This is a genomic window from Streptococcus sp. IMAU 99161 (assembly GCF_014435245.1).
Classification (GTDB): Bacteria; Bacillota; Bacilli; order Lactobacillales; family Streptococcaceae; genus Streptococcus; species Streptococcus lactarius.
On sequence record NZ_JAAPAW010000006.1, the window covers coordinates 1 to 23,643 of the forward strand.

Below are 23,643 nucleotides of genomic sequence, written 5' to 3' on the forward strand. Positions count from 1 at the left end.
CAGTTGGAACATCTGAAGCAGATGCCAAAGAAAAAATCGCCCATATCGAAGCAGAAATCAATGCTTTTGTAGGGTAAGCAGCAGAAAGAGGCTGGGACAAAAGTCCTAGCCTCTCATTTGTTTTTGGATTATCGAGCAAGACACAGTGGTTGAGTGCTCAAAGCACTGCTTTGAGGTGGCGGATAGAACTTGCGAAGCAAGTATCCTAAGTCTTTGTTCGCTTTTTAAGCTTCAAAGATGCCCTATGTTGACGGAAACTATGTTTCCTTTATCTGCAACCTTCAACAGTCTCCCAGACTGTTGAAGCTGTGCGGAGGTGGGACGACGAAATCGAATTCTAACGAATGACCGATTTCTGTCCCACTCTCTTTTTCGTATCAAAATTCAGCATTTTTTTCGTCTTTATGGCATACTAGACTTAGAAGAAAGCGAGGTAATCTCATGGAACAATTTTTAGAAGATATTAAAGATCTTGAAGTCACAACAGTCGCGCGTGCGCAAGAAGCGATCGACAAAAAAGAAACAGCAACCTTCTTTATTGGACGTAAGACTTGTCCTTACTGTCGAAAGTTCGCTGCTAAGCTAGCAACGGTCGTAGCTGAAACAAAAGCTCATATCTACTTTATCAATAGTGAAGAGCCAAGCCAACTAGAGGCTTTACAAGCCTTTCGTGCTCGATATGAAATTCCTACTGTCCCAGGCTTCCTTCATACAGAAGACGGTCAAGTCAGCGTACGTTGTGACTCTTCTATGAGTCCAGAAGAAATCAAAGCATTTGCTCATCTATAAAAAAATTGAGGCTGGGACAAAAGTCCTAGCCTCTCATTTGTTTTTGGATTGTCGAGCAAGACGCAGTAGTTGATCAGGCTCTACTACGCCGATTTCATCAGCTTTTACAGCTCTACTCAACTGTGCGGAGGTGGGACGACGAAATCGAATTCTAACGAATTACCGATTTCTGTCCCACTCTCAATTTTAATTTTTAATAAACGCTTCCCAGATCTTTTGCTGGGGTTTAGCAAAAGGATAATCTGAAAATTCTTCTGGTGTTAACCAAACAGTCGATTCACTTGTTGGCTGCTCCCCTTCTTTTACCAAGCCGTAACGAAGTTGAACCTGCCACTTACGATGCGAAAAGACATGCTGGACGATGGGATATGATACGTCATGCCAATCAATAACCATGTCATAGTCTTGTTCAAAGGAAAGAATTTCCGGAATGTCTTCTACTTTCTCCTCCCCATCCAGTAGAGACAATTGACCCAGGTTCTCGGATAGGCTATCCACTTCAATCAACGGAAAATGCCAGAAGCCTGACAAAAGCCCTTCTCGCTCATTTTTCTCCAGCAAGTAGCGTCCTTGATGATCCTTTATAATAAAGGCTGTTAAATAAACTGGTACTGGTTTTTTCTTGGGTGCCTTGATCGGGTATCGATCCATGGTTCCATGCAAATAAGCCGCACTGTAGGCCTTTACAGGACTCTCTTCTGGTCGTGGATTGACTGGGGATTCAATATCTGAACCCAAATCCATTAAAGCTTGGTTAAAGTCCCCTGGACGATCTGGATCAATCAAAATCTCCATCATAGCTTGAAAAATCTTACGATTGGACGGGATCCCGATATCATAATCCACCTCAAACAAGCGAGCCAGTACCCTCATGACATTACCATCCACTGCTGGCTCTGCTAATCCAAAAGCAATACTAGCAATGGCACCGGCTGTATATGGCCCAATTCCCTTCAATTTAGATATTTCCTCATAGCTTGATGGAAACACACCTTCATGTTTTTTCATGATCTGTTGGGCGGCCGTTTGCATATTGCGCACGCGAGAGTAATACCCCAAACCTTCCCAGGCTTTTAAGAGCTTTTCTTCCGGCGCATTGGCCAGATTCTTAATCGTCGGAAACCAGTTCAGAAAACGTTCGTAATAAGGAATCACAGTATCGACACGTGTCTGCTGAAGCATAATTTCAGAAATCCACACCCGATAAGCATCCTGATTTTGTCGCCAAGGGAGATCCCTTTTATTTTCATCGTACCACGCTAGAAGATCTCTACGAAAGTCTTTTATTTTTTGAGGCTCCCACATTTCAATGTTGTAGTCTTTTAGATCGACCATATTCTTCCTTATATCTATAATAGAAAACTCTGGGACAAGACCAGAGCTTTCACATTCTATGCTTCTTGTTTCGCTTGGGATGCAGTAATTAACGTCAACTTGAAGACATCATCCGCATTACATCCACGAGACAAGTCATTGACCGGTTTGTTCAATCCTTGAAGGACTGGACCAACAGCCGCAAATCCACCGAACCGTTCCGCCATCTTGTAGCTAATATTTCCAGCTTCAATGCTTGGGAACACAAAGACAGTGGCCTTACCAGCTACCTTACTTCCAGGAGCTTTTAAGGCTGCAATTTCTGGCACAAAAGCGGCATCAAATTGCAATTCCCCATCGATATCAAGGTCTGGGCGAAGTTCTTGGGCAATTTTAGTTGCTTCAACAACTTTATCCACCCCTTCACCAAAGCCAGATCCCTTAGTTGAATAGCTTAACATTGCGATATGTGGGTCGATGCCAAACATTTTAGCTGTACTTGCTGAATTAATGGCAATCTCAGCCAAACCTTCAGCATCTGGATTGATATTAATAGCACAGTCAGCAAAGAGATAACGTTCATCCCCACGCACCATTAAGAAGGCACCGGAAGTGCGTTTCACACCTGGTTGTGTTTTGATGATTTGAAGTGCAGGACGAACCGTTGATGCAGTTGAATGAATGGCACCTGAAACCATTCCATCCACTAAGCCAAGATAGACCAACATTACACCAAAGTAGTTGACATCTTCCAGCAAGGCTTGACGCGCTTCTTCTTCTGTCATTTTTCCCTTACGGCGCTCCACTAGTGCAGCAACCATTTCCTCAAAGCCATCATAATGATGGGGATCAATGACTTCAAAACCTTCTGTAACCCCTTCAATTTCAAGGTAAATACGGATTTTTTCAGTATTCCCTAGAAGGACGGGTGTAACATCCGATTCTTTAACAATCCGCTTAGCCGCTTGTAAAATCCGTGGCTCTTCGCCTTCAGGGAGAACAATGCGCGCATTGCGACCAACTAAGCTTGATTTGAGTTTTTCAAAAACTTCCATGAGTTTACTCCTTTAATAATTAATGACTCTTTTGGAGCTGTGCTAGGACAGCTTGAAAATCGGGAGGTAACGGACTCTCAAGGACCAACTCCTCCTCTAGAAATGGGTGATAATAGGAGAGACGATGGCAATGAAGGGCCTGGCGCTCAATACCATCTTCTAAACTTCCACCGTAGAGATCGTCTCCCAAGAGCGGAAAACCGATATAAGAAAAATGGACGCGGATCTGATGGGTTCGACCTGTGTGTAACTGAATATCCACTAGGTGAATATCACCAAAAGATTGAACGACCTGGTAGCTCGTATGGGCATACTTGCCACCTTTTGCTACCTTTCGAGTAATGATCGAATCTTCATCACGCGCAATCGGAGCAATAATCTCTCCGACAGGATCAAGCTTTCCTGACCCCTTAACCAAGGCATAATAGCGTTTCTGGATCGTTTTGGCCTGCAATTGCTTATCTAAACGGGCATGAGCATAGCCATGTTTGGCAAAGAGCATAACGCCACTTGTATCCTTGTCCAAGCGCGTGACAATGTGAACCTGCTGGTTCTCATAGCACTGTTTCACATAATAGCCTTTCACAAAATTTGCTAAGGTATTAGAATGAATCGCACTTGGAATCGAGGCAATGCCAAAGGGTTTGTTTAAGACCAAAAAATGATCATCTTCAAACAAAATATCCAAGGGCCGATCCATGGGTTTTAGGGTTTCGAACCCTTCTTCTGCCGGAATATCAATGACCAAGCGATCCCCAATATCCAACAGATAAATCGCATTTTCTGGCCGATCATTCACTAAAATCCGACCACCACGAAACTTGATCTTGGCTAAGAGACCTTTTGAAACCTCGTGCTTTTTCAGGAAAGTTTTGACCTTGACATGCTCATCGGCTATGAATTCAAATCTCATTCCCTTTCATCTCCGATAAAGGCATCCTTGACCCGATTCCAAAAACTAGTATGACTAGAGCTTGCCACAAAATTAATCTTATGATTATCGATCTGGTATTCTACCTTGGCAATATTGCGATAAGAATAAGTCGAATTATCAACAGAGATAATATGGAAGCCAGGTCGTGTCGGTGTAATCTCGATCTTATCCTTTTTAGGGACAATGACAGAAGAACCCAAGGTACGATAAACACGGTTGTTGAGACTAGCGATCTCAGCAATCTGCAACGCCTCAATAGTTGGGTGAAGGACTGCTCCTCCCAAGGATTTGTTGTAAGCCGTACTTCCTGTAGGAGTCGAAACGGTAATCCCATCTCCTCTGAAGCGCTCAAAATCCACACCATTGATCATAAGATCCGCCACCATCGTCCTGTCACTGCGCTTGATCGTAGCTTCGTTCAGCGCTCTCATCGTGCGGGTTTCACCATTGTCAAAGGTAATCTTAACATTTAAAATAGGGTAGGAAACCTTGGCTCCCGTGTCATATTTTAAATTTTCAACTAGCTTGTCGATCTCGCTGTCTAGGTAATCGGTATAAAAGCCTAAGTGCCCAGTATGGACACCGATAAAGCGAACCCGATCTAACTGGTGTTCATACTTATGAAAAGCCGACAGCAACATCCCATCCCCACCAATGGAAATGACAATATCGGGATGTTTCTCCGTTAAAATAAAATTATTTTGACGGAGCTTGTAACTCAATTGTTGAAAAACCTCTTCACTCTGACGCTTTCGATTGCGAATGATGGATACTTTTTTACCTGTAGTCTTCATCTGTGTCATCACTATTTCCAACGCCATCATTTAACTTACGATGAAGTGGATCAAACAGGGCTTGAGCTTCCTGAATCGCATCCCGAATGGCACCCATCTCTTCATCCAAGAGATAAGCAAGGTTTGCGGTCGTCTCTAAGCGTTTTTTGATCTCGTCTGGAAAGTCTCCTTTATATTTATAATTTAGCGAATGTTCGATTGTTGCCCAAAAATTCATGGACAAGGTCCGAATTTGAATCTCTGCTAAGATGGTTTCATTTCCATCGATGGTATCAACGGGGTACTCTACTACCACATGGTAGCTTCTATAACCACTGGATTTTTTGTGGCGAATATAGTCCCGCTCTTGGATCACACGCATATCCTGCCGATGTCGCAAGACCTCCAAAACCTCATCCACATCGTCCACAAACTGGACCATGATCCGAAGCCCCGCTATATCTTGCATATCCTGGGCCAGATTTTCTTCTGAAATACTTCTTCGAACCATCTTTTCGCGGATACTCTCGATGGGTTTTACACGGCCTGTGACAAACTCGATGGGTGAATGCTTTTGTTGCTTCCGGTATTGTTTGCGAATTCCCCGAAGTTTAATTTTTAATTCCCCAACAGCTTGGATATAGGGGTCTAAGAAATTTTCCCAATCAATTGCCATCCTACCACCTTGTATTCTGAAACGTTTTTGTATACAATAAACACATCTCTTATTATATCATGAATCGCTACCAAAAAAAAGCAAAGGATGACAAAATGAACCATTTAGAAATTGAATACAAAACCATGTTAGACAAGGATGAATACCAATCCCTTCTTCCACTCTTTACTGACACTCAAGAGGTCGTCCAAACCAATCACTATATCGACACTCCAAATCAGCTCATCCGCAAAAAAAAGATGGCACTCCGAGTTCGGACCTTTGCAAGCACAGCTGAACTCACCCTAAAGGTACCTGAGACAGTCGGGCACTTCGAATACAATCAAGATCTGAGTCCAGAAGAAACCCAGTCTATCCTACAGCATCAAGCCTTACCAGATGGTGAAATTAAGGAATTGTTATCTTCCAAAAAGATCCCACTTGAGAAACTGGCCGTCTGGGGAAGTCTCACGACCAAACGCTTGGAAAAAGAGACAGAAGCAGGCCTAGTCGCACTAGACTACAGTACTTATCTGGACACAGCAGACTATGAATTGGAAATCGAGGTAGAGACAGCTGAAGAGGAAGCAAATTTTCAACAATTCATAAAGGACCACGGTATCAGCTACAAACCCGCTAAAAGTAAAATCGCAAGATTGGCACAAAGGTTGTTAAATAGCTGAAATTATCACAATTTTTTGCTAAAATAGTGCTAAGATTAAATTCTAAAAGAGGTTGGAATCACATGTCAGATAAAAAAAATATGAAACTCTTCTCTCTCAATTCAAATCCAGGCATTGCGCAGAAAATAGCGAAACACGCTGGCGTTCCACTTGGAAAAATTTCTTCACGCCAATTTTCTGATGGAGAAATCCAAGTCAATATTGAAGAAAGTGTTCGTGGATACGATATCTATATCATTCAATCAACGAGCTATCCCGTTAACAATCACTTAATGGAACTCTTGATCATGGTTGATGCTTGTCAACGGGCTAGTGCCAATACGGTCAATGTGGTCATGCCTTATTTTGGCTACGCCCGTCAAGACCGTACTGCTGCTCCTCGTGAACCAATCACAGCTAAATTGGTTGCGAATATGTTGGTCAAAGCCGGTGTGGATCGTGTCGTAACACTGGACCTTCACGCTGTTCAGGTCCAAGGGTTCTTTGATATCGCAGTAGACAACCTCTATACCATCCCACTCTTTGCGGAACACTATATTAACAAAGGATTAACTGGCTCCGATGTCGTCGTTGTTAGTCCAAAGAATTCCGGTGTTAAACGCGCTCGTAGTTTAGCCGAATACTTGGACTCTCCAATCGCTATTATCGATTACGAACAAGATGATGCCAACCGTGATTATGGCTATATCATTGGAGATGTCAAGGGTAAGAAGGCCATCTTGATTGATGATATTTTAAACACTGGTAAAACCTTCTCAGAATCATCTAAAATCGTTCAACGAGAGGGAGCAACTGAGATTTATGCCGTCTCTAGCCATGGTTTATTTGTCAAGGGAGCTGCAGAGTTATTAGACCAATCTCCAATCAAAGAAATCTTGGTAACAGATTCGGTTGCTACCAAAGAAAAGACTCCTAAAAATGTGAACTATCTGACAGCCAGCGAATTAATTGCTGAAGCAATTGTTCGTATCCAAGAAAGAAAACCGGTTAGTCCACTTTTTGCCTACCATAAGAAATAAGGTCCTCATTTGATATACTTTGATAATGCAGCAACGACGCCTCTCTTGCCTGAAGTCATCACCAAAATGACTGAAACCATGCAATCGACATATGGAAACCCTTCTAGCCTCCATGCCCATGGTCGAATGGCTAAAAAACTCCTCAGAGAAGCGCGTGAGCAAATTGCTCAAGCTCTCCAAACCCTTCCCAATCGCATTCTCTTCACTTCAGGTGGATCAGAAAGTAATAATACAGTTCTAAAAGGCTACTGTCTCAAACACCAAGATCAAGGCAAGCATATCATTACGACTGCTCTTGAGCACCATGCTGTCTTAGAGCCTCTTGAATACCTTGTCGAACGTTTTGGATTCGAGGTAACGATCATTCAACCAAGAGATGGTCGCATACAGGTCGATGATCTCAAGGCAGCCCTGAGACCTGATACCATCCTTGTCTCGACCATGTATGCCAATAATGAGACAGGTGATCTCTTACCCATCAAAGAAATCGGCCAACTTTTAAAAAACCATCCTGCAGCCTTTCACGTCGATGCCGTTCAAGCAATTGGCAAGGTCCCTGTCTATCCTGAAGAGCTGGGAATCGATTTCCTCAGTGCTTCAGCTCATAAGTTTCATGGACCAAAGGGGGTCGGTTTTCTTTATGCAGCGACTCCAGATTTTGATCAACTGTTACACGGTGGCGATCAAGAGAATAAAATGAGAGCCAGCACCGAAAATCTTATTTCCATCGTCGGAATGGCTGAGGCACTTCATCAGGCTAGTCTTCATCAAGAAGAAAACTTCCGCCAGGTTCAAAAACTCGGACAAGAACTAGTCAATGGTTTAGCAACCTACGACTACTACGTAAACGCTTGTGATGACCACCTTCCCTTTGTATGGAACCTTGGCTTTCCAGGTGTGCAAAATGACATCTTACTCATGCGACTGGATCTAGCGGGTATCTCTGTATCCACTGGTTCTGCTTGCACTGCTGGGACCGTACAACCCAGCCATGTTTTAGAAGCCCTCTATGGCGCTGATAGTCCTCGTCTAAAAGAATCCCTGAGGATTAGTTTTTCAGAACTCAATACCACTGAGGAAGTTCAAACCTTCCTCGCAAGTCTTAAAGAAATTTTATCATAGGAGAACAATATGGCATTTGGAACTACTGTTTCATTAAAAGACTGTAAATATACCTATCGTCTTCATCCCAATGTAAAGAAATACACCCTTCGCGACAACACTTTTGCTGTCACAAAAGTCGGTAATTTCGAATTAAATCGTTTACTTGAGGCTGTCCCCAACAGCGGTGATGGATTTTTACTCAAAATCATTTTTAATAAAGACCTCTCAGGCTTCAAAATTAACATCACTGATAAGTCTGGGCTTCGCCTAGTCAACATCTTTAAAGATTCAAAAAATGACATCATCCAACAAAAATTTTATTTCTTAATGGATAGTCTCGTTGAAAGAGAAATTTTCGATAAAATCGAGGTTTAAAAATGGTTACTTTAACTTATATAGATGCTTATCAAGTGGAACGTACCACTACTTACACCGATCTTGCAGCCTGTATTCTTGATTTTTCAGGCTGTGTGACCCTTCCGGACACCTACAACGTTACGTCCATTCACTACAAGGGAAAAAGACTTCCTTATACTGGAAAAATAGACGGCCTCTACAACTTTCTAAAGAAGATTGAACAAGACGAAAGAGCCTAAACAGTTGCTACAAACAGAAAATTCTTTGTTTGTAGTAACTGTTTTCTTTTGGTAAAAAAATAGAGAAAAATCGGTTTAGATAGTTGATTTTTTCACAATCTTCCTATACAATAAAGGGGAAAGGTTGTGATATTGTGAAACATGATAAAAATACACCAATTCCACGCGCAACAGCAAAACGCTTATCCCTTTATTACCGCATTTTCAAGCGCTTCAACTCCGAAAAAATAGAGAAAGCTAATTCCAAGCAAATCGCAGATGCTATCGGAATTGACTCAGCGACAGTTCGTCGAGACTTCTCTTATTTTGGCGAATTGGGAAGACGGGGCTTCGGATATGATGTTAAAAAGCTAATGAACTTTTTTGCAGATCTTTTAAATGATAATGCGATTACCAACGTAGCCATTGTTGGGATCGGCAATATGGGAAGTGCGCTTCTTAACTACCGCTTCCACGAGCGAAACAAAATGAAAATTGTCATGGCTTTTGATGTAGATGACCACGAACTGGTTGATACCAAAAGTAAGGATGGAATTCCCATTTACGGAATTTCTTCAATCAAAGAAAAATTAAAACAAGAAGGAATCCAGACAGCTATTTTGACCGTTCCTAGTGTCAAGGCGCAAGAAGTGGCAAGCCTCCTTGTCGATGCTGGTATCAAGGGTATTTTAAGCTTTTCACCGGTTCATTTATCCCTCCCAAAAAGTGTTGTCGTTCAATATGTGGACCTAACCAGTGAGTTGCAAACCCTTCTTTATTTCATGAGAAAAAACGAAGAATAACAAGAACAGCTTTAGTAAAAAAAGAGTGTGGGACAGAAATCGGTAATTCGTTAGAATTCGATTTCGTCATCCCACCTCCGCACAGTTGAGTAGGGCTGTAAAAGCTGATGAAATCCGCGTAGTAGAGCAGCCCACTCAACCACTGCGTCTTGCTCTACAATCCAAAGAAAATTAAGAGGCTAGGACTTTTGTCCCAGCCTTTTTTTATACTAAGAGATCAGTCTCTTCACGGTAACTGTAATAGTTATCTTCCGAAACAATCAAATGATCCAACAAGGTTAAACCCATCACATCACAGGCTTCTATGACACGATTGGTGACCTCATCATCATTTTTACTCGGAAATACTGCACCAGATGGATGATTGTGAGCTAGAATGATAGAGGTAGCCATATGCTTTAAGGCATAGTGGAGAATTTCGCGCGGTTCTGCGATACTACGATTGACCGTTCCGATAAAGATAGTCTGTTGGTGAATAATCTCATTTTGTGTATTCAAATAGAGTGCTACTAGATGCTCCTGCTTCTTATGGCCAATTTCCTGTTGAATTTTATGGGCCAATTTTTGACTGCTCATGATCTGTTCTGAACTCATCAACTGATCTTTGTGAATCCGTCTTCCTAACTCGATAACCGCTTGCAGTTCAATTGCCTTGACACGACCAATTCCTGAGATTTCCTGCAACTCTTCTAAGGTCAAATTCCCCAGCTCTTTTAAACTATTCACAGACGTCAAGAGGTTTTGGGCAATCTCATAGACACTTTTTTGTTTATTTCCAGTCCTCAGTAGAATAGATACCAGCTCCTGGTGACTTAACTTCTCAACTCCCTCTGAGACCAAACGTTCTCTAGGAAGCAAAGATGGTTCAATAAATGAAATTTCGTACATAATTTCCTCCTCACTTATTAATTCGTAATCAAAAGAGAAAATCATGTATTTCTTTACTGACAAGATATTTCTTGCTTCAAATCATCCAATACTAGCACTTGGTCTTTCTTAAACCAAATTTGGTATCCGCTCTGTACTTGCTCCAGTTCTTTTAAAAATGTTTGAATCTCAGAACGCATCAAATACTCTTGGTGCTGAGGAATCGCCTCTAGTGCCTGATAAAGCTGCTCGACTTCATAAATGCCTTTTGTAATTAAACCATTTCGTGGAAAATCATTGACTAAAAGTTTGTAAAAATGATGTAAGAGATGATAAATCCGATCCTTGGTCACAATTTTTCCTCCTTATCCTGCCTTACCACCTAGTATTATACCTTGAATTTCACACAGAAGTATGACAAGTCTCTTACATTATGTTACCAGTCTCTTACATTTTTACAGTTTTCATTCATAAAAATAGAAGCCTAGGCCTTGCCTTAAGCTTCTATTTCCTTAAAGTTGCATTTGATTGTAGGATTTCCCAAAGGAATCCAAGATATCTTTTGGAGCCTTGTCATAGTCAACGGAGGTTTCCAAACTCCCTTTGACAATCGTACGATAAGTTGCTGCAGCATCCTCACAAGTTACTAGCGTAATTTCATTGACACCTTCACGGTCTTGGATTACATCCACACGATCAGGGGTCACCGTCTCAACAGACGAGATGACATAGGTATAAATCTTTTCCTTATCCGTGATGTAGATCTTCATGCCAGCCTTGGCTTTTTCCAAAGGTGAGAATAACATAGCATTAGCACCAGTCAAACCAAAGACATGGTGACTGGCAAGTGAATAATTGCCTTTCCCCATGACTTGGGTTTCCTTCATGGTCCCTGCGCCATAATATAGGGCAACGTTTTCGAGTCCCTTAAAGATGGGAAGATTCATGTTTAATTCAGGAATCGAAATTCCACCAATAACAGGAAGCTTCTGAGCCTGCCATTGAGCATTGATCACTGCTTCAGTCGACAAAGACTGCACATGCTGAAAATCAAAACTCGTCTTTACTTTCTTATTTTTATCTAGGGTCTTTTTATCAACCTTGCTCACCTGGTATTGATTGGTGTGCCAAACCATGATCATATTTCGGATCGGTGCATTAAAGATCAATAATAGTGAGAGGATAATCAAGAGCGTTGCAACAACATTGATAAGAGTATTGCGTAAACTCTTTTTCTTTTTTCTTTTGCGTGACATTCTGTCCCCTTATCTATTCGTTTTCTTCTACTATTTCTTCGTCTTTTTCATCTGCCTGAACTGTTGTAAAGGTCACAATCTTAGCATCCTGATCCAGTCGCATCACTTTCACACCCTGAGTAGAACGACCAGTTTGAGAAATATTAGCCACACCCGTCCGAATCATCACACCAGTATTGGTTATAATCATAAGGTCTTCATTGCCTTCAACAGTCATGAGACCTGCGAGAGCACCATTTTTCTCTGTAATGTTGGCTGTCTTAATTCCCTTACCACCACGACCTTTGGTTGGGTATTCACTTGCCATTGTCCGCTTACCATACCCTTTTTCAGTGATGATCAACACTTCATCTTGGTCCGTAATCACGCTAGCACCGACAACCTGGTCTCCATCACGAAGATTCACTCCACGAACCCCAGTGGCTGTCCGGCCCATATTCCGAACGACCGATTCATTAAAGCGAACAGAATAGCCATACTTGGTACCGATGATAACGTCTGTATCTCCATCAGTAAGGAAGACATTGATCAATTCATCATCATCTCTTAGATTTAAGGCTTTCAGTCCATTTTGACGGATATTTGAAAACTCTGCTACATTGGTCCGTTTCACCAAACCTTGTCGCGTCGTAAAGAAGAGATAAGCCTCATCACTTCGATCTTGCTCAACATTGATAATGGTTTGAATGGACTCTCCTTCGTCCAGTTTCAAAAGATTGACAATCGGTAAGCCTTTGGCTGTACGTCCATATTCTGGGATTTCATAGCCTTTCAGACGATAGACACGTCCCTTATTGGTAAAGAAGAGCAGATGGTCGTGGGTGCTAGTTGATACCAGTTCACGGACAAAATCATCATCTTTTACACCCGTTCCTTGAACACCACGTCCCCCACGTTTTTGAGCTGTAAATTCAGCTTGGTCCAAACGTTTGATATATCCTTTGTTAGAAAGAGTAATCAAGACATCGGTTTCTTCAATCAAGTCCTCATCTTCAAGAGACAGAACTTCACCGACCATCAACTCCGTGCGACGAGCATCGCCAAACTTGCGTTTGACTTCTTCCAATTCTTCTTTGATAATTGCAACGACCCGTTCTGGTTTAGCCAAAATATCTGCTAAATCAGCAATCAAAGCTACCAAGTCATCGTATTCATTTTGAATTTTATCTCGTTCCAAACCAGTCAAACGACGAAGACGCATATCCAATATAGCTTGACTTTGGCGTTCTGACAGCTTGAATTTGCTCATCAATTCCGCTTGAGCCTCTGCATCCGTTTGGCTGTTGCGAATGATTTTGATTACTTCATCAATATGATCTAGGGCAATGAGCAAACCTTCTAAAATATGAGCTCGGGCTTCTGCCTTTTCCTTATCAAAGATGGTCCGGCGAGTCACTACTTCTTTTTGATGCTCAATATAAGCGCCCAAAATTTGACGAAGAGAGAGAATTTTAGGAACTCCATTTTCAATGGCCAACATATTGAAACCAAAGCTAGTTTGCATTTGAGTCAGCTTAAAGAGGTTATTTAAGATCACGTTTGCAGATGCATCCCGGCGTACTTCAATGATAAAGCGAACCCCTTCACGGTTGGATTCATCCCGTACAGCTGTAATCCCTTCGATCCGTTTTTCTTGCACTAAACGGACAATATGTTCATGGACCTTGGTCTTATTGACCATATATGGAAACTCAGTCACGACAATGCGTTCTCGGCCGCTCTTAGTTACTTCAATCTCAGTGCGAGAGCGAAGGACGATAGAACCTTTCCCTGTCTCATAAGCCTTGAAGATCCCTGATTTCCCCATGACAAGAGCTCCTGTCGGGAAATCCGGGCCAGGCAAGACTTCCATCAAGTCGCGTGTCGTCACTTCAGGATTGTCCATCATCAACTTCACAGCATCAATGGTTTCTCCAAGGTTGTGAGGTGGAATATTAGTGGCCATCCCAACAGCGATCCCCGTTGCCCCATTTACAAGAAGGTTCGGAAAACGCGCTGGAAGAACTAATGGTTCGCGCTCACTGGCGTCATAGTTATCCACAAAATCAACGGTATTTTTGTTGATATCGCGCAACATTTCAAGAGCGATCTTACTCATACGAGCTTCGGTATACCGTTGTGCAGCGGCACCATCACCGTCCATAGAACCAAAGTTTCCATGACCATCCACTAACATGTAGCGATAACTCCACCATTGCGCCATCCGAACCATGGCTTCATAAATAGAGGAATCCCCGTGTGGGTGATATTTACCCATAACATCCCCTGTGATACGAGCTGATTTCTTATGTGGTTTGTCAGGTGAAACCCCCAACTCGTTCATACCGTATAAGATACGGCGATGAACAGGTTTTAAACCATCTCGAACGTCAGGAAGAGCACGAGACACGATTACACTCATGGCATAATCGATAAAGCTCGTCTTCATTTCTGATGTTAAATTCACATTAATAAGATTATTATCCTGCATTCAAAAAATGCCTCTCTTTACTTAATTCACCCCTCTATTATATCACATTTTACGCTATTTTACTCTCTGTGAGCACAAATGTAAAAACGTTTACATCTTAGGTTCTATACTATTTTGAGTGACAAAGACATTTAAAAGTGGTAAAATGAAAACGAATGAGAGATGATCTCAAAAAAAAATGAAGGAGATGTTTAGACTCATGACTGCAACTAAACAACACAAAAAAGTCATCCTTGTTGGTGACGGTGCCGTAGGTTCATCTTACGCTTTCGCACTTGTAAACCAAGGTATTGCTCAAGAACTTGGAATCATTGAAATTCCTCAATTGTTCGAAAAGGCTGTCGGTGATGCTCTTGACCTTAGCCACGCCCTTGCCTTCACTTCACCTAAGAAGATCTACGCAGCTAAGTACGAAGACTGTGCAGATGCCGATCTAGTTGTCATCACTGCTGGTGCACCTCAAAAACCAGGTGAAACTCGTCTTGACCTTGTAGGTAAGAACCTTGCCATCAACAAATCAATCGTAACTCAAGTTGTTGAATCAGGTTTCAAAGGTATCTTCCTTGTTGCTGCGAACCCAGTTGACGTCTTGACATACTCTACTTGGAAATTCTCTGGATTCCCTAAAGAACGTGTTATCGGTTCAGGTACTTCACTGGACTCAGCTCGTTTCCGTCAAGCCCTTGCTGAAAAATTGGACGTAGATGCTCGTTCTGTTCACGCCTACATCATGGGTGAACACGGTGACTCAGAATTCGCTGTTTGGTCACATGCTAACATTGCAGGTGTCAACCTTGAAGAATTCTTGAAAGACACTCAAAACGTTCAAGAAACTGAACTCATCGAATTGTTCGAAGGTGTTCGTGACGCAGCTTACACTATCATCAATAAAAAAGGTGCTACTTACTACGGTATCGCAGTCGCCCTTGCTCGTATTACAAAAGCTATCCTTGATGATGAACATGCTGTCCTTCCTCTTTCAGTATTCCAAGAAGGTCAATATGGCGTGAAGAACGTCTATATCGGTCAACCAGCCGTTGTTGGTGCGCATGGTATTGTACGTCCTGTAAACATCCCATTGAACGATGCTGAAACTCAAAAGATGCAAGCTTCTGCTTCTGAGTTGCAAGCCATCATTGATGAAGCATGGAAAAACCCTGAATTCCAAGCAGCATCTAAAAACTAATCCATCAATTGAAAAGGCTCTCTGATTTCCAGAGAGTCTTTTTTCTAGCTCTAAATAAATAAAAAAGAGAGATTGGGACAGAAATCGGTAATTCGTAGAATTCGATTTCGTCGTCCCACCTCCGCACAGTTGAGTAGGGCTGTAAAAGCTGATGAAATCAGCGTAGTAGAGCCCACTCAACCACTGCGTCTTGCTCGACAATCCAAAGAAAATTGAGAGGTTAGGACCTTTGACCCAACCTCTCTTAACTACTCCACCCTGAGGGAATCGAACCCCCATCTCAAGAACCGGAATCTTACGTGATATCCATTACACTAAGGGTGGCAACTGTTATAGTATATCAAATTTTCAAGTAGATGACAAGTAAAAAAGAGAGGGGGACAGAAATTGGTCATTCGTTAGAATGCAATTTCGTCGTCCCACCTCCTCACAGTTGAGTATGGCTGTAAAAGTTGATAAAATCAGCGTAGTAGAGCCCATTCAACCACTGCGTCTTGCTCGATAACCCAACATCAAATAGAGGCTAGGACTTTTGTCCCAACCTCTTAAAAATATTACAATTCGATATCGCCAAACAAGTCAGCCATTGAGAATCCAGTTTGAGTTTCTGGAAGATCAAAGTCACGTTTTTCTTGTTTTGGACGACGTGGGCGAGATTGACGTTTTTCTTGTTTTTCGCCTTCTTCTTGAGCTGGACGTTCTTCAAGAGCTTTGATTGAAAGGGATACACGTTCATCAGCAGCATTTACTTCAAGAACTTTAACAGTTACTTCTTGTCCAACTTTAAGAACATCTTTTGGATTTTCAACACGTTTGTGTGAAATTTGTGAGATGTGTACAAGTCCGTCGATACCTGGCAACACTTCAACGAATGCACCGAAGTCGGTCAAACGTTTAACAGTTCCTTCGATGACATCACCAGCAGCCAATTTTTGTTCAACGCCATCCCATGGTCCAGGTGTTGTAGCTTTCAATGAAAGGGATACACGACCTTCTTCTTCGTTTAAGTCAAGAACTTTCACTTGGATTTCTTCACCAACCGTTACAACTGATTTAGGTGATACGTTACGTTCGTGTGACAATTCTGTCAAGTGAACCAATCCATCAACACCACCAAGGTCGATAAAAGCACCAAAGCTTGTGATACGTGCAACTTTACCAGTTACGATATCGCCAACGTTCAATTTACCAAATACTTCAGCGCGTGCTGCTGCAGCTGATGCTTCAACAACTTCACGACGTGAAAGAATGAAACGATTTTCTTTTGGATCTACTTCTTTGATTTTCGCATCAAATTCTTGACCTACGAAACGCTCAGTGTTACGTACAAAACGAGTATCAAGCATTGAAGCTGGAATAAATCCACGAAGTCCTTCAAATTCTACTGAAAGTCCGCCTTTAACAGCGCGTGTTCCTTTAACAGTAACAACTTCTTCTTCACGACCAACCAATTTGTCCCATGCTTTGCGAGCTTCTAAACGTTTTTTAGATACAAGGTAAGTTACTGTATCAGTATCTTTACCAACTACTTGACGAAGAACAAGCAATTCAAGTGTTTCACCTGGTTTAACCAAATCGTTGATGTCCGCATCACGATCGTTTGTCAATTCGCGAAGAGTCAAGACACCTTCTACACCAGTTCCAGAGATTGCAACATTAGCTTGGTTCGCATCAACTGTCAATACTTCAGCAGTAACGACGTCACCTGGTTCAACTTGGCTAACACTGTTTAGCAAATCTTCAAATTCATTCATCTAAAAAATCCTCCAACAATCAAGTTTTCCTAACTTGACATACTAATAATTATTTTTCCTAAGCAAGCACCCGCAACGAGATTCAATATCACCTTTAACGACTTCACCCTATAAAGAAATAAAATACCTAGTTAGATATTTTATCACTTATCTGATATTACCTAAGAACTGGGGTAGCTGGATTCGAACCAACGCATGAGGGAGTCAAAGTCCCTTGCCTTACCGCTTGGCTATACCCCATTAATGAGATGGAGAGAGAGGGATTCGAACCCCCGAACCCGAAGGAGCGGATTTACAGTCCGCCGCGTTTAGCCTCTTCGCTATCTCTCCTTATAAATCAACAGCATCCATTATACCATTGATTTACTAAAAATGCAAGTCCTTATTTATTCAAATTATAAGTTTCTATTAAAATTTCAACTGCTTTTTCTAGATTTTTGTATAGGGAATCAACTGTCCCATTTTTGACAATGGCAAACTGACCTGCCATATCTGCAATTTCACCTATCGTTTTCTTACCAATTGAAAGTGTGAATCCGTCAAAAGTATCCTTTCCAACGGTTACTTTACTATCTACGATTTGAATTTCAATTTTCTTGTCTTTTTTACTCATTTCAGTCCTCTTTTCACTTTTTCTATTTTACAAAAATTTAGTTTATGGCGCAAGAAAAAAGCTATTCTCAACCGAGAAATAGCTATTTCTATTAATCGACTTTAACGATCCATCCTTCAGGTGCTTCGACATCACCAAATTGGATACCCGTCAATTCATCATAGAGTTTGTGGGTCACTGGACCGACTTCTGTTTCGGAATAGAAGACATGGAAGTCATCTCCGTGTTGAACACCACCGATTGGTGAGATAACTGCTGCGGTACCACAAGCTCCTGCTTCTACAAAACGATCCAAATCATTGATAAAGACATCCCCTTCGATTGGTTTCAATCCTAAGCGATGCTCAGCAAGGTAAAGCAAGGAATACTTGGTAATTGATGGTAGGATGGATGGACTCAGTGGCGTCACAAACTCGTTATTAGCAGTGATTCCAAAGAAGTTTGCAGAACCGACTTCTTCAATCTTGGTGTGGGTTGCTGGATCAAGATAAATGACGTCAGAGAAATTACGATCGTGAGCAATTTTACCAGGAAGCATGCTGGCTGCGTAGTTTCCTCCAACTTTAGCAGCCCCTGTTCCATGTGGAGCCGCACGGTCATACTCGTCTTGGATCAAGAAGTTAGTTGGCACCAAACCACCTTTGAAGTAGTTGCCGACAGGCATGGCAAAGATGGTAAAGATATACTCTTCTGCTGGATGTACTCCAATAATATCCCCAACACCAATCAAAAGAGGGCGAAGGTAGAGGGTTCCTCCTGTACCATATGGAGGCACATATTCTTCATTAGCTTTGACGACTGCCTTACATGCATTGACAAACATATCCACTGGTACTTGTGGCATGAGCAAGCGATCAGCTGTCCGTTGCAGACGTTTAGCATTTTGATCTGGGCGGAACAATTGGACACTTCCGTCTTTTGTACGGTAGGCTTTTAATCCCTCAAAAGCTTGTTGACCGTAATGCAAACTTGGAGATGATTCTGAGATATGCAAGGTCGCATCCTCTGTCAATTCACCTTTATCCCAGGCTCCGTTGCGGTAATGCGCCAAAAAGCGATAGGGTAATTTCATATAGTTAAAGCCAAGGTTTTCCCAATCAAGTGATACTGTCATGATAGTTCTCCTTTATTCTTTTTTTCTAGTCGATTTGAAATTGACCGATTCAGTTTCTCAATCTATGTACACTATTGTACACCAATTCATGAGAATTTCAAGCGATATTTTCAATTTTCAGAAAATTTATTTGAAAAAAGTCAGTCTAAGAATAGACCGACTTGCTTTTTTATTTGATTCGTGCTGAAAAAACTTCTTGATCTGAGATTGTGTCGTTGATAAAGGAGCCATTGCTGGTTCTTTCCGAGACACTAAGTTGAGCCAGATCAACTTCGGTCACTTGACCTGTAGTTGAAGTGATAGCTAAAATTTGATCTTGTTCCGTTACTTCTTCCTGGCTGGTAAAGAGGTCGAAATCTCCCTGGTCTGTATTGACTGGACCCGCCATGAAGACACGGTGTGGTTTATTTTTCAGTTCACGCAAGACCTGTAGTCCCCGTTTGGCCCGGCTGGTCACAGGAATGTCATCTTGCAACATTCGTTTGAGACTGCCTCTTTGGGTTAGAAGATACATGCTTGGAGTCGTCGACTTGAAGACAGCCACCACTTGGTCCCCATCTTTGAGGTTGATGGCTTTAACACCTGCCGCCTTCGCTCCTACGACAGGCACTTCTTCGATGTTGAAGCGCAGACCATAACCATTTTTGGTAATGATCATGATGTTCTCGAGGACAACTGGTGCAATTGCAACAATACGGTCATCGTCATCTTTCAACTTAGCATACTTAGTCGATTTAGAACGATAAGTCCGCCATGGGCTCAATTCCTTGCGTTCAAAGCGCTTAATTTGACCTTGTTGGGTTGCCGCAAAGTAGGTCACGCCGTCAAAGTGATCCACAATCTCTGCAAAGAGAATTTCCTCATCCTGCTCGAAATTGATCAAGGTTTGGCTGAGGTGTTCGCCGATGTCCTTCCACTTGGTATCTGTCAATTCATGGATAGGGCGATAAATGGCATTTCCCAAATTGGTAAAGAGCAAGAGATGCTGTGTGGTCTTGGCAGGTTCTATGAAAATCAAGTCATCATCGTCACGTTTCCCGACTTCTTCCACTGTCGAAGCATTGAAAGAACGAGGAGAGGTCCGTTTAATGTAACCAGCACGGGTCACGCTAACAAAGGTTTCCTCTTCAACGATCAGACTGGCTGTATCAATCTCGATCGTCTTAGCAGTGTCTTGCAACTCACTGCGACGAGCATTGCCAAAGAGCTTCTTCACTTCACGCAATTCCTTCTTCATGAGATTGAACATGGTCCGTTCATCCCCAATGATAGCGGCCAAAGTCGCGATTTGCTCCTTGAGGTTAGCATGCTCTTCTTCCAAGGTAACGATATCGGTATTGGTTAAGCGGTACAATTGCAAGGTGACAATGGCTTCTGCTTGTTCTTCTGTGAAATCGTAGCTGACCTTGAGATTTTCCTTCGCATCTGCCTTGTTATCAGAAGCACGGATCAGAGCGATGACTTCATCAAGGATGGAAATGACGCGGATCAAGCCCTCTACGATGTGGAGGCGGCGTTCCGCCTTTTCCTTATCAAAGCGAGAGCGAGCGACAATGATATCCCGACGGTGAGCAATGTAGCTAGACAAAATCGGCACAATCCCCACTTGACGTGGGGTATAGTTGTCGATGGCCACCATATTGAAGTTGTAATTAACCTGCAAATCTGTGTACTTGAACAAGTAGTTCAAGATCAAGTCTGCATTGGCATCTTTCTTCAACTCAATGGCAATGCGAAGTCCATCCCGGTCAGACTCATCCCGTACTTCGGCAATACCGGCCACCTTGTTGTTGACACGGACATCGTCAATCTTCTTGACCAAAACAGCCTTGTTGATCTCATAAGGAATCTCGGTGACGACGATTTGTTGCTTGCCTCCTTTGAGTTGCTCAATCTCTGTCTTAGAGCGAACAACTACTCGTCCCTTACCTGTTTCATAGGCTTTCTTGATCTCATCACGCCCTTGGATAATGGCACCTGTTGGGAAATCAGGCCCTGGTAAAAACTCCATGAGCTTATCTACCTTAGCAGATGGATGGTCGATCATGTAGACCACCACATCGATGACTTCAGCAAGGTTATGGGGCGGAATATCTGTCGCATAACCAGCTGAAATCCCTGTAGCCCCATTGACCAAAAGGTTTGGAAAGGCTGCAGGCAAAACAGTTGGCTCTTTTTCTGTATCGTCAAAGTTCCAGGCAAATGGAACTGTATTCTTTTCGATATCTTGAAGGAGATAGCCAGCAATTTCAGAAAGACGAGCTTCGGTATAACGCATGGCGGCCGGTGGATCACCGTCCATGGAACCGTTGTTTCCGTGCATCTCGACAAGGATCTCGCGATTCTTCCAGTCTTGAGACATGCGGACCATGGCATCATAGATGGAACTATCCCCGTGAGGGTGAAAATTCCCCATGATATTTCCGACAGACTTGGCAGACTTACGGTAGCCCTTATCATGGGTATTCCCGTCCTTATTCATAGAATAAAGAATCCGTCGTTGAACAGGTTTCAAGCCATCCCGAATATCAGGAAGGGCCCGTTCTTGAATAATGTATTTGGAGTAGCGACCAAAGCGCTCTCCCATGATGTCCTCTAAGGACATATTTTGAATATTACTCATATAGGATACAAAGCCCGTAAAATACAAAGTGAAAATAGGAAATCCTTGCAGTGAGCGATGCTCACAAGAAAAATTACTTTTTCACACAATATTTAGGGCGTGTTCAACTCCTTTCAAAGAATGTAGAGTAGATTTTATAGAAAAGGATTTCAGTTACTTTATAGAACTAAACTATCCTTTCTGTAGTTTAAAGTTTTGAAAATTTTTATCAGGTAAAAACACTTTAGGTTGCTGAAATTTAGCTAGTCGTTACTTATTTGATTTTTCTTTGGACAAAAAATAAATATATGGAAGGAAAAAATGAAATAACAGCGGTCCCAATAAGCAAAGCATTAAATACATTTTGATGTCCATGAAAAACTTCATTCCAATACATAGTATTAACAACATGGAAGACTAAACCAATTAAATAACAAATGCTAATCACTACAATCTTCCACCTAAATAACGAATAGATAGAATACAATCGAATAGCCTGATAAACTACTGCTGTGATGAGCATTGGAAAACAAAAAGAAATTAGAAAGAATTGGAATCTTAAAGCATCATCAAACAGCTCTGTTCGATCAATTGAAATAAGCCAACTATTACACATGACCATAATGATCGGGAAAAATAATCCATACACCCTTTTATGTAATTTATTTTTATGAAGAGCTAAAAAGATTGAAGACACCAATAGCAAAATTTGTAGTCCTGGAAATCCCATAAAAAATATAGCAAATACATATTCTAACATATTAGTTTAACCTTTCCTTCGCGTACTCAATCATCTTCTCAGCCACTTCTTTTTCATACTTAAAGCCCATCTTTTGAGCAAGATATTGAGCTTCTTGGTGGAAAAGTTGTATGGTTGTTAATAAAGACTGAGTGATTTTCTCTATACTTGAAAAATCAAGGAGAGCAGAGAATTCCTTCTCTTTCTCTGTAGGTAAATACTGGAAAAGATACTTGTAGTTCTTACCGATGTCGACTACTCCTCTATCTCTTGCGACCTGCCAGGCCAATACTTTTAACAATTCTTGCTGACAAATCACATAGAGATGGTCGGTCGCATAGATGACTTGCTTACGACAAATCCCTTTAACCACGTAGGCTGACACCCACCAAAATTCATTACAAGTTTTTTCAAAATCCGTCTCACTAGCTGGGCTTATCCAGAAACGCTGAGGACTTGGAGAATAAGACTCGAACAAGCTATTCTCATCTACTAAAACTGTGAATCCTGCCTCGCTGTCCACCCACTCTTGGATGTGTTCCTTGGGACAGAGGGTCAAATCGATGCGATTGCCATCTTCAAAGAGCATGAGGTAAAGATGACGGTGTCCTACTATATTGTGCTGTTCAATCAGACGATTACCAAACTGGTCTAGCCAAGATAAATCTAAAATAAGCTCTTCCAAATTCTCTACAATATAGACCACATCATAATCTTGAAACTCATCTTTTACGGACTGAGGATTCGTTCGGGATCCGGATAAAGCAATTGCTTCTACTTTCAGAGTATCAGCTATCTGCAAGATCAGAGTCATTATTTCTGTTTCAGTTCTCATCTTCTACTCCTTCATCACTTACAGATCCTTGGAATTGTTGGTCTTTGTCTAAATAAAGATAAAGAGATGGGAGAAAGATTCCAATCAACATAGCTATTTCTAGCAGTCGCATGCGACTCAAATTAGTCATAAAGTGCTCATTAGGAGTACAAAAAACAAACCAACTTGCAACTAGATAATAGGATACAATGCAAATTACTTTCCACACCCTATCCTTATAGACAAAATAGAGACGAATTCCACTATAAAGAAGCGCTATAAGCAACAAGGGATAACAGAAGAATAAGAGAACAGCTCCAACTTTTAAACTTATTTCATAAGCCTGAAATTTCAATAACCCGTGTTCGTATATTGTCAGACATAGCATAATAGGAAAAAAGAGACCAAAAAATGGTTGTTTTCTTTTCTCTAATCGCCTTTCAATCAACATAGAAATAGCCAAAGCAATAACTGGGAGCATGAAACCAAGGGGCATACTAATCATAAATAATAAATCATTCATT

General features: G+C 41.7%; 24 protein-coding genes and 3 tRNA genes. 8 read left to right on the forward strand and 19 right to left on the reverse strand.

Features of this window, described 5'->3' with window-relative positions; all coding sequences use genetic code 11:
- Positions 1-441 precede the first annotated feature (441 nt).
- On the forward strand, positions 442-789 hold the full coding sequence (locus tag HA044_RS02285; RefSeq protein ID WP_187538900.1) for a PedC/BrcD family bacteriocin maturation disulfide isomerase: 348 nt from the start codon (positions 442-444) through the stop codon (positions 787-789).
- A gap of 186 nt (positions 790-975) precedes the next feature.
- On the opposite strand, the gene mutY is transcribed toward HA044_RS02285, so the two are convergent.
- The 5 genes from mutY to HA044_RS02310 are packed head-to-tail and all read right to left on the reverse strand — an operon-like array spanning position 976 to position 5,541.
- Positions 976-2,124: an A/G-specific adenine glycosylase gene (mutY, locus tag HA044_RS02290; protein WP_187538902.1), complete on the reverse strand. Its 1,149-nt coding sequence runs from the start codon at positions 2,122-2,124 to the stop codon at positions 976-978.
- Positions 2,125-2,180: 56 nt separating this feature from the next.
- Positions 2,181-3,158 carry a phosphate acetyltransferase gene (pta, locus tag HA044_RS02295; protein ID WP_187538904.1) on the reverse strand — a complete coding sequence of 326 codons (978 nt, stop codon included), beginning with the start codon at positions 3,156-3,158 and terminating at the stop codon, positions 2,181-2,183.
- A 19-nt stretch (positions 3,159-3,177) separates the two neighbouring features.
- Positions 3,178-4,071 carry an RluA family pseudouridine synthase gene (locus HA044_RS02300; protein ID WP_187538906.1) on the reverse strand — a complete coding sequence of 298 codons (894 nt, stop codon included), beginning with the start codon at positions 4,069-4,071 and terminating at the stop codon, positions 3,178-3,180.
- A complete protein-coding gene (locus HA044_RS02305; protein ID WP_316250195.1) occupies positions 4,068-4,886 on the reverse strand; it encodes an NAD kinase in 819 nt (272 codons plus the stop codon). Before HA044_RS02305 ends, HA044_RS02300 begins: the two co-directional genes overlap by 4 nt.
- Positions 4,870-5,541: a GTP pyrophosphokinase family protein gene (locus HA044_RS02310; protein WP_187538910.1), complete on the reverse strand. Its 672-nt coding sequence runs from the start codon at positions 5,539-5,541 to the stop codon at positions 4,870-4,872. The genes HA044_RS02305 and HA044_RS02310 overlap by 17 nt, the downstream gene beginning before the upstream one ends.
- A 95-nt stretch (positions 5,542-5,636) precedes the next feature.
- Here HA044_RS02310 and HA044_RS02315 point away from each other — a divergent pair, with 95 nt between their 5' ends.
- The 6 genes from HA044_RS02315 (at position 5,637) to HA044_RS02340 (ending at position 9,704) form a co-directional block, all read left to right on the forward strand.
- The gene (locus HA044_RS02315; protein WP_187538912.1) at positions 5,637-6,203 is read left to right on the forward strand and encodes a CYTH domain-containing protein; all 567 of its coding nucleotides are present in this window, start codon (positions 5,637-5,639) and stop codon (positions 6,201-6,203) included.
- Between the two features lie 62 nt (positions 6,204-6,265).
- Positions 6,266-7,222, forward strand: a complete 957-nt coding sequence (locus HA044_RS02320) for a ribose-phosphate diphosphokinase (RefSeq protein ID WP_187538914.1) — start codon at positions 6,266-6,268, stop codon at positions 7,220-7,222.
- A 9-nt stretch (positions 7,223-7,231) separates the two neighbouring features.
- Complete coding sequence (locus tag HA044_RS02325; protein WP_187538916.1) at positions 7,232-8,344, forward strand: cysteine desulfurase family protein; 1,113 nt, start codon at positions 7,232-7,234, stop codon at positions 8,342-8,344.
- Between the two features lie 9 nt (positions 8,345-8,353).
- Positions 8,354-8,701: a DUF1831 domain-containing protein gene (locus tag HA044_RS02330; RefSeq protein WP_187538918.1), complete on the forward strand. Its 348-nt coding sequence runs from the start codon at positions 8,354-8,356 to the stop codon at positions 8,699-8,701.
- Positions 8,702-8,703: 2 nt separating this feature from the next.
- Positions 8,704-8,922 carry a DUF4649 family protein gene (locus HA044_RS02335; RefSeq protein ID WP_187538920.1) on the forward strand — a complete coding sequence of 73 codons (219 nt, stop codon included), beginning with the start codon at positions 8,704-8,706 and terminating at the stop codon, positions 8,920-8,922.
- 134 nt (positions 8,923-9,056) lie between these two features.
- A complete protein-coding gene (locus HA044_RS02340) occupies positions 9,057-9,704 on the forward strand; it encodes a redox-sensing transcriptional repressor Rex (protein ID WP_187538922.1) in 648 nt (215 codons plus the stop codon).
- A 204-nt stretch (positions 9,705-9,908) separates the two neighbouring features.
- Here HA044_RS02340 and radC read toward each other — a convergent pair whose 3' ends face one another.
- The 4 genes from radC to gyrA form a co-directional block, all read right to left on the reverse strand.
- The gene (radC, locus tag HA044_RS02345; protein ID WP_187538924.1) at positions 9,909-10,592 is read right to left on the reverse strand and encodes a DNA repair protein RadC; all 684 of its coding nucleotides are present in this window, start codon (positions 10,590-10,592) and stop codon (positions 9,909-9,911) included.
- 53 nt (positions 10,593-10,645) lie between these two features.
- The gene (locus tag HA044_RS02350) at positions 10,646-10,924 is read right to left on the reverse strand and encodes a porphobilinogen deaminase (RefSeq protein WP_187538926.1); all 279 of its coding nucleotides are present in this window, start codon (positions 10,922-10,924) and stop codon (positions 10,646-10,648) included.
- 159 nt (positions 10,925-11,083) lie between these two features.
- Positions 11,084-11,827, reverse strand: coding sequence for a class A sortase (locus tag HA044_RS02355; protein ID WP_187538928.1), 744 nt, complete (start codon positions 11,825-11,827; stop codon positions 11,084-11,086).
- Between the two features lie 13 nt (positions 11,828-11,840).
- A complete protein-coding gene (gene gyrA / locus HA044_RS02360) occupies positions 11,841-14,297 on the reverse strand; it encodes a DNA gyrase subunit A (RefSeq protein ID WP_187538930.1) in 2,457 nt (818 codons plus the stop codon).
- 199 nt (positions 14,298-14,496) lie between these two features.
- On the opposite strand from gyrA, the gene HA044_RS02365 reads away from it, so the two are divergent.
- Positions 14,497-15,483 (forward strand): L-lactate dehydrogenase, encoded by a 987-nt coding sequence (locus HA044_RS02365; RefSeq protein ID WP_187538932.1) that lies wholly within the window; start codon positions 14,497-14,499, stop codon positions 15,481-15,483.
- 252 nt (positions 15,484-15,735) lie between these two features.
- Here the strand turns inward: HA044_RS02365 and HA044_RS02370 are convergent.
- From HA044_RS02370 to HA044_RS02415, 10 genes are all read right to left on the reverse strand, one after another.
- Positions 15,736-15,807, reverse strand: a tRNA-Arg gene (locus HA044_RS02370).
- A 230-nt stretch (positions 15,808-16,037) separates the two neighbouring features.
- Positions 16,038-17,237, reverse strand: coding sequence for a 30S ribosomal protein S1 (rpsA, locus tag HA044_RS02375; protein ID WP_187538934.1), 1,200 nt, complete (start codon positions 17,235-17,237; stop codon positions 16,038-16,040).
- A gap of 168 nt (positions 17,238-17,405) precedes the next feature.
- A tRNA-Gln gene (locus tag HA044_RS02380) sits at positions 17,406-17,477 on the reverse strand.
- A gap of 9 nt (positions 17,478-17,486) precedes the next feature.
- Positions 17,487-17,567 (reverse strand) — tRNA-Tyr (locus HA044_RS02385).
- Positions 17,568-17,619: 52 nt separating this feature from the next.
- Positions 17,620-17,850 (reverse strand): DUF2969 domain-containing protein, encoded by a 231-nt coding sequence (locus tag HA044_RS02390; RefSeq protein WP_187538936.1) that lies wholly within the window; start codon positions 17,848-17,850, stop codon positions 17,620-17,622.
- A 91-nt stretch (positions 17,851-17,941) separates the two neighbouring features.
- On the reverse strand, positions 17,942-18,964 hold the full coding sequence (locus tag HA044_RS02395) for a branched-chain amino acid aminotransferase (protein WP_187538938.1): 1,023 nt from the start codon (positions 18,962-18,964) through the stop codon (positions 17,942-17,944).
- Between the two features lie 169 nt (positions 18,965-19,133).
- The gene (gene parC, locus HA044_RS02400; protein WP_187538940.1) at positions 19,134-21,587 is read right to left on the reverse strand and encodes a DNA topoisomerase IV subunit A; all 2,454 of its coding nucleotides are present in this window, start codon (positions 21,585-21,587) and stop codon (positions 19,134-19,136) included.
- A gap of 253 nt (positions 21,588-21,840) precedes the next feature.
- Complete coding sequence (locus HA044_RS02405; protein ID WP_187538942.1) at positions 21,841-22,326, reverse strand: hypothetical protein; 486 nt, start codon at positions 22,324-22,326, stop codon at positions 21,841-21,843.
- Between the two features lies 1 nt (position 22,327).
- Positions 22,328-23,140, reverse strand: coding sequence for an aminoglycoside 6-adenylyltransferase (locus tag HA044_RS02410; protein WP_187538944.1), 813 nt, complete (start codon positions 23,138-23,140; stop codon positions 22,328-22,330).
- Positions 23,130-23,642: a hypothetical protein gene (locus HA044_RS02415; protein WP_187538946.1), complete on the reverse strand. Its 513-nt coding sequence runs from the start codon at positions 23,640-23,642 to the stop codon at positions 23,130-23,132. Before HA044_RS02415 ends, HA044_RS02410 begins: the two co-directional genes overlap by 11 nt.
- Position 23,643: the final 1 nt, after the last annotated feature.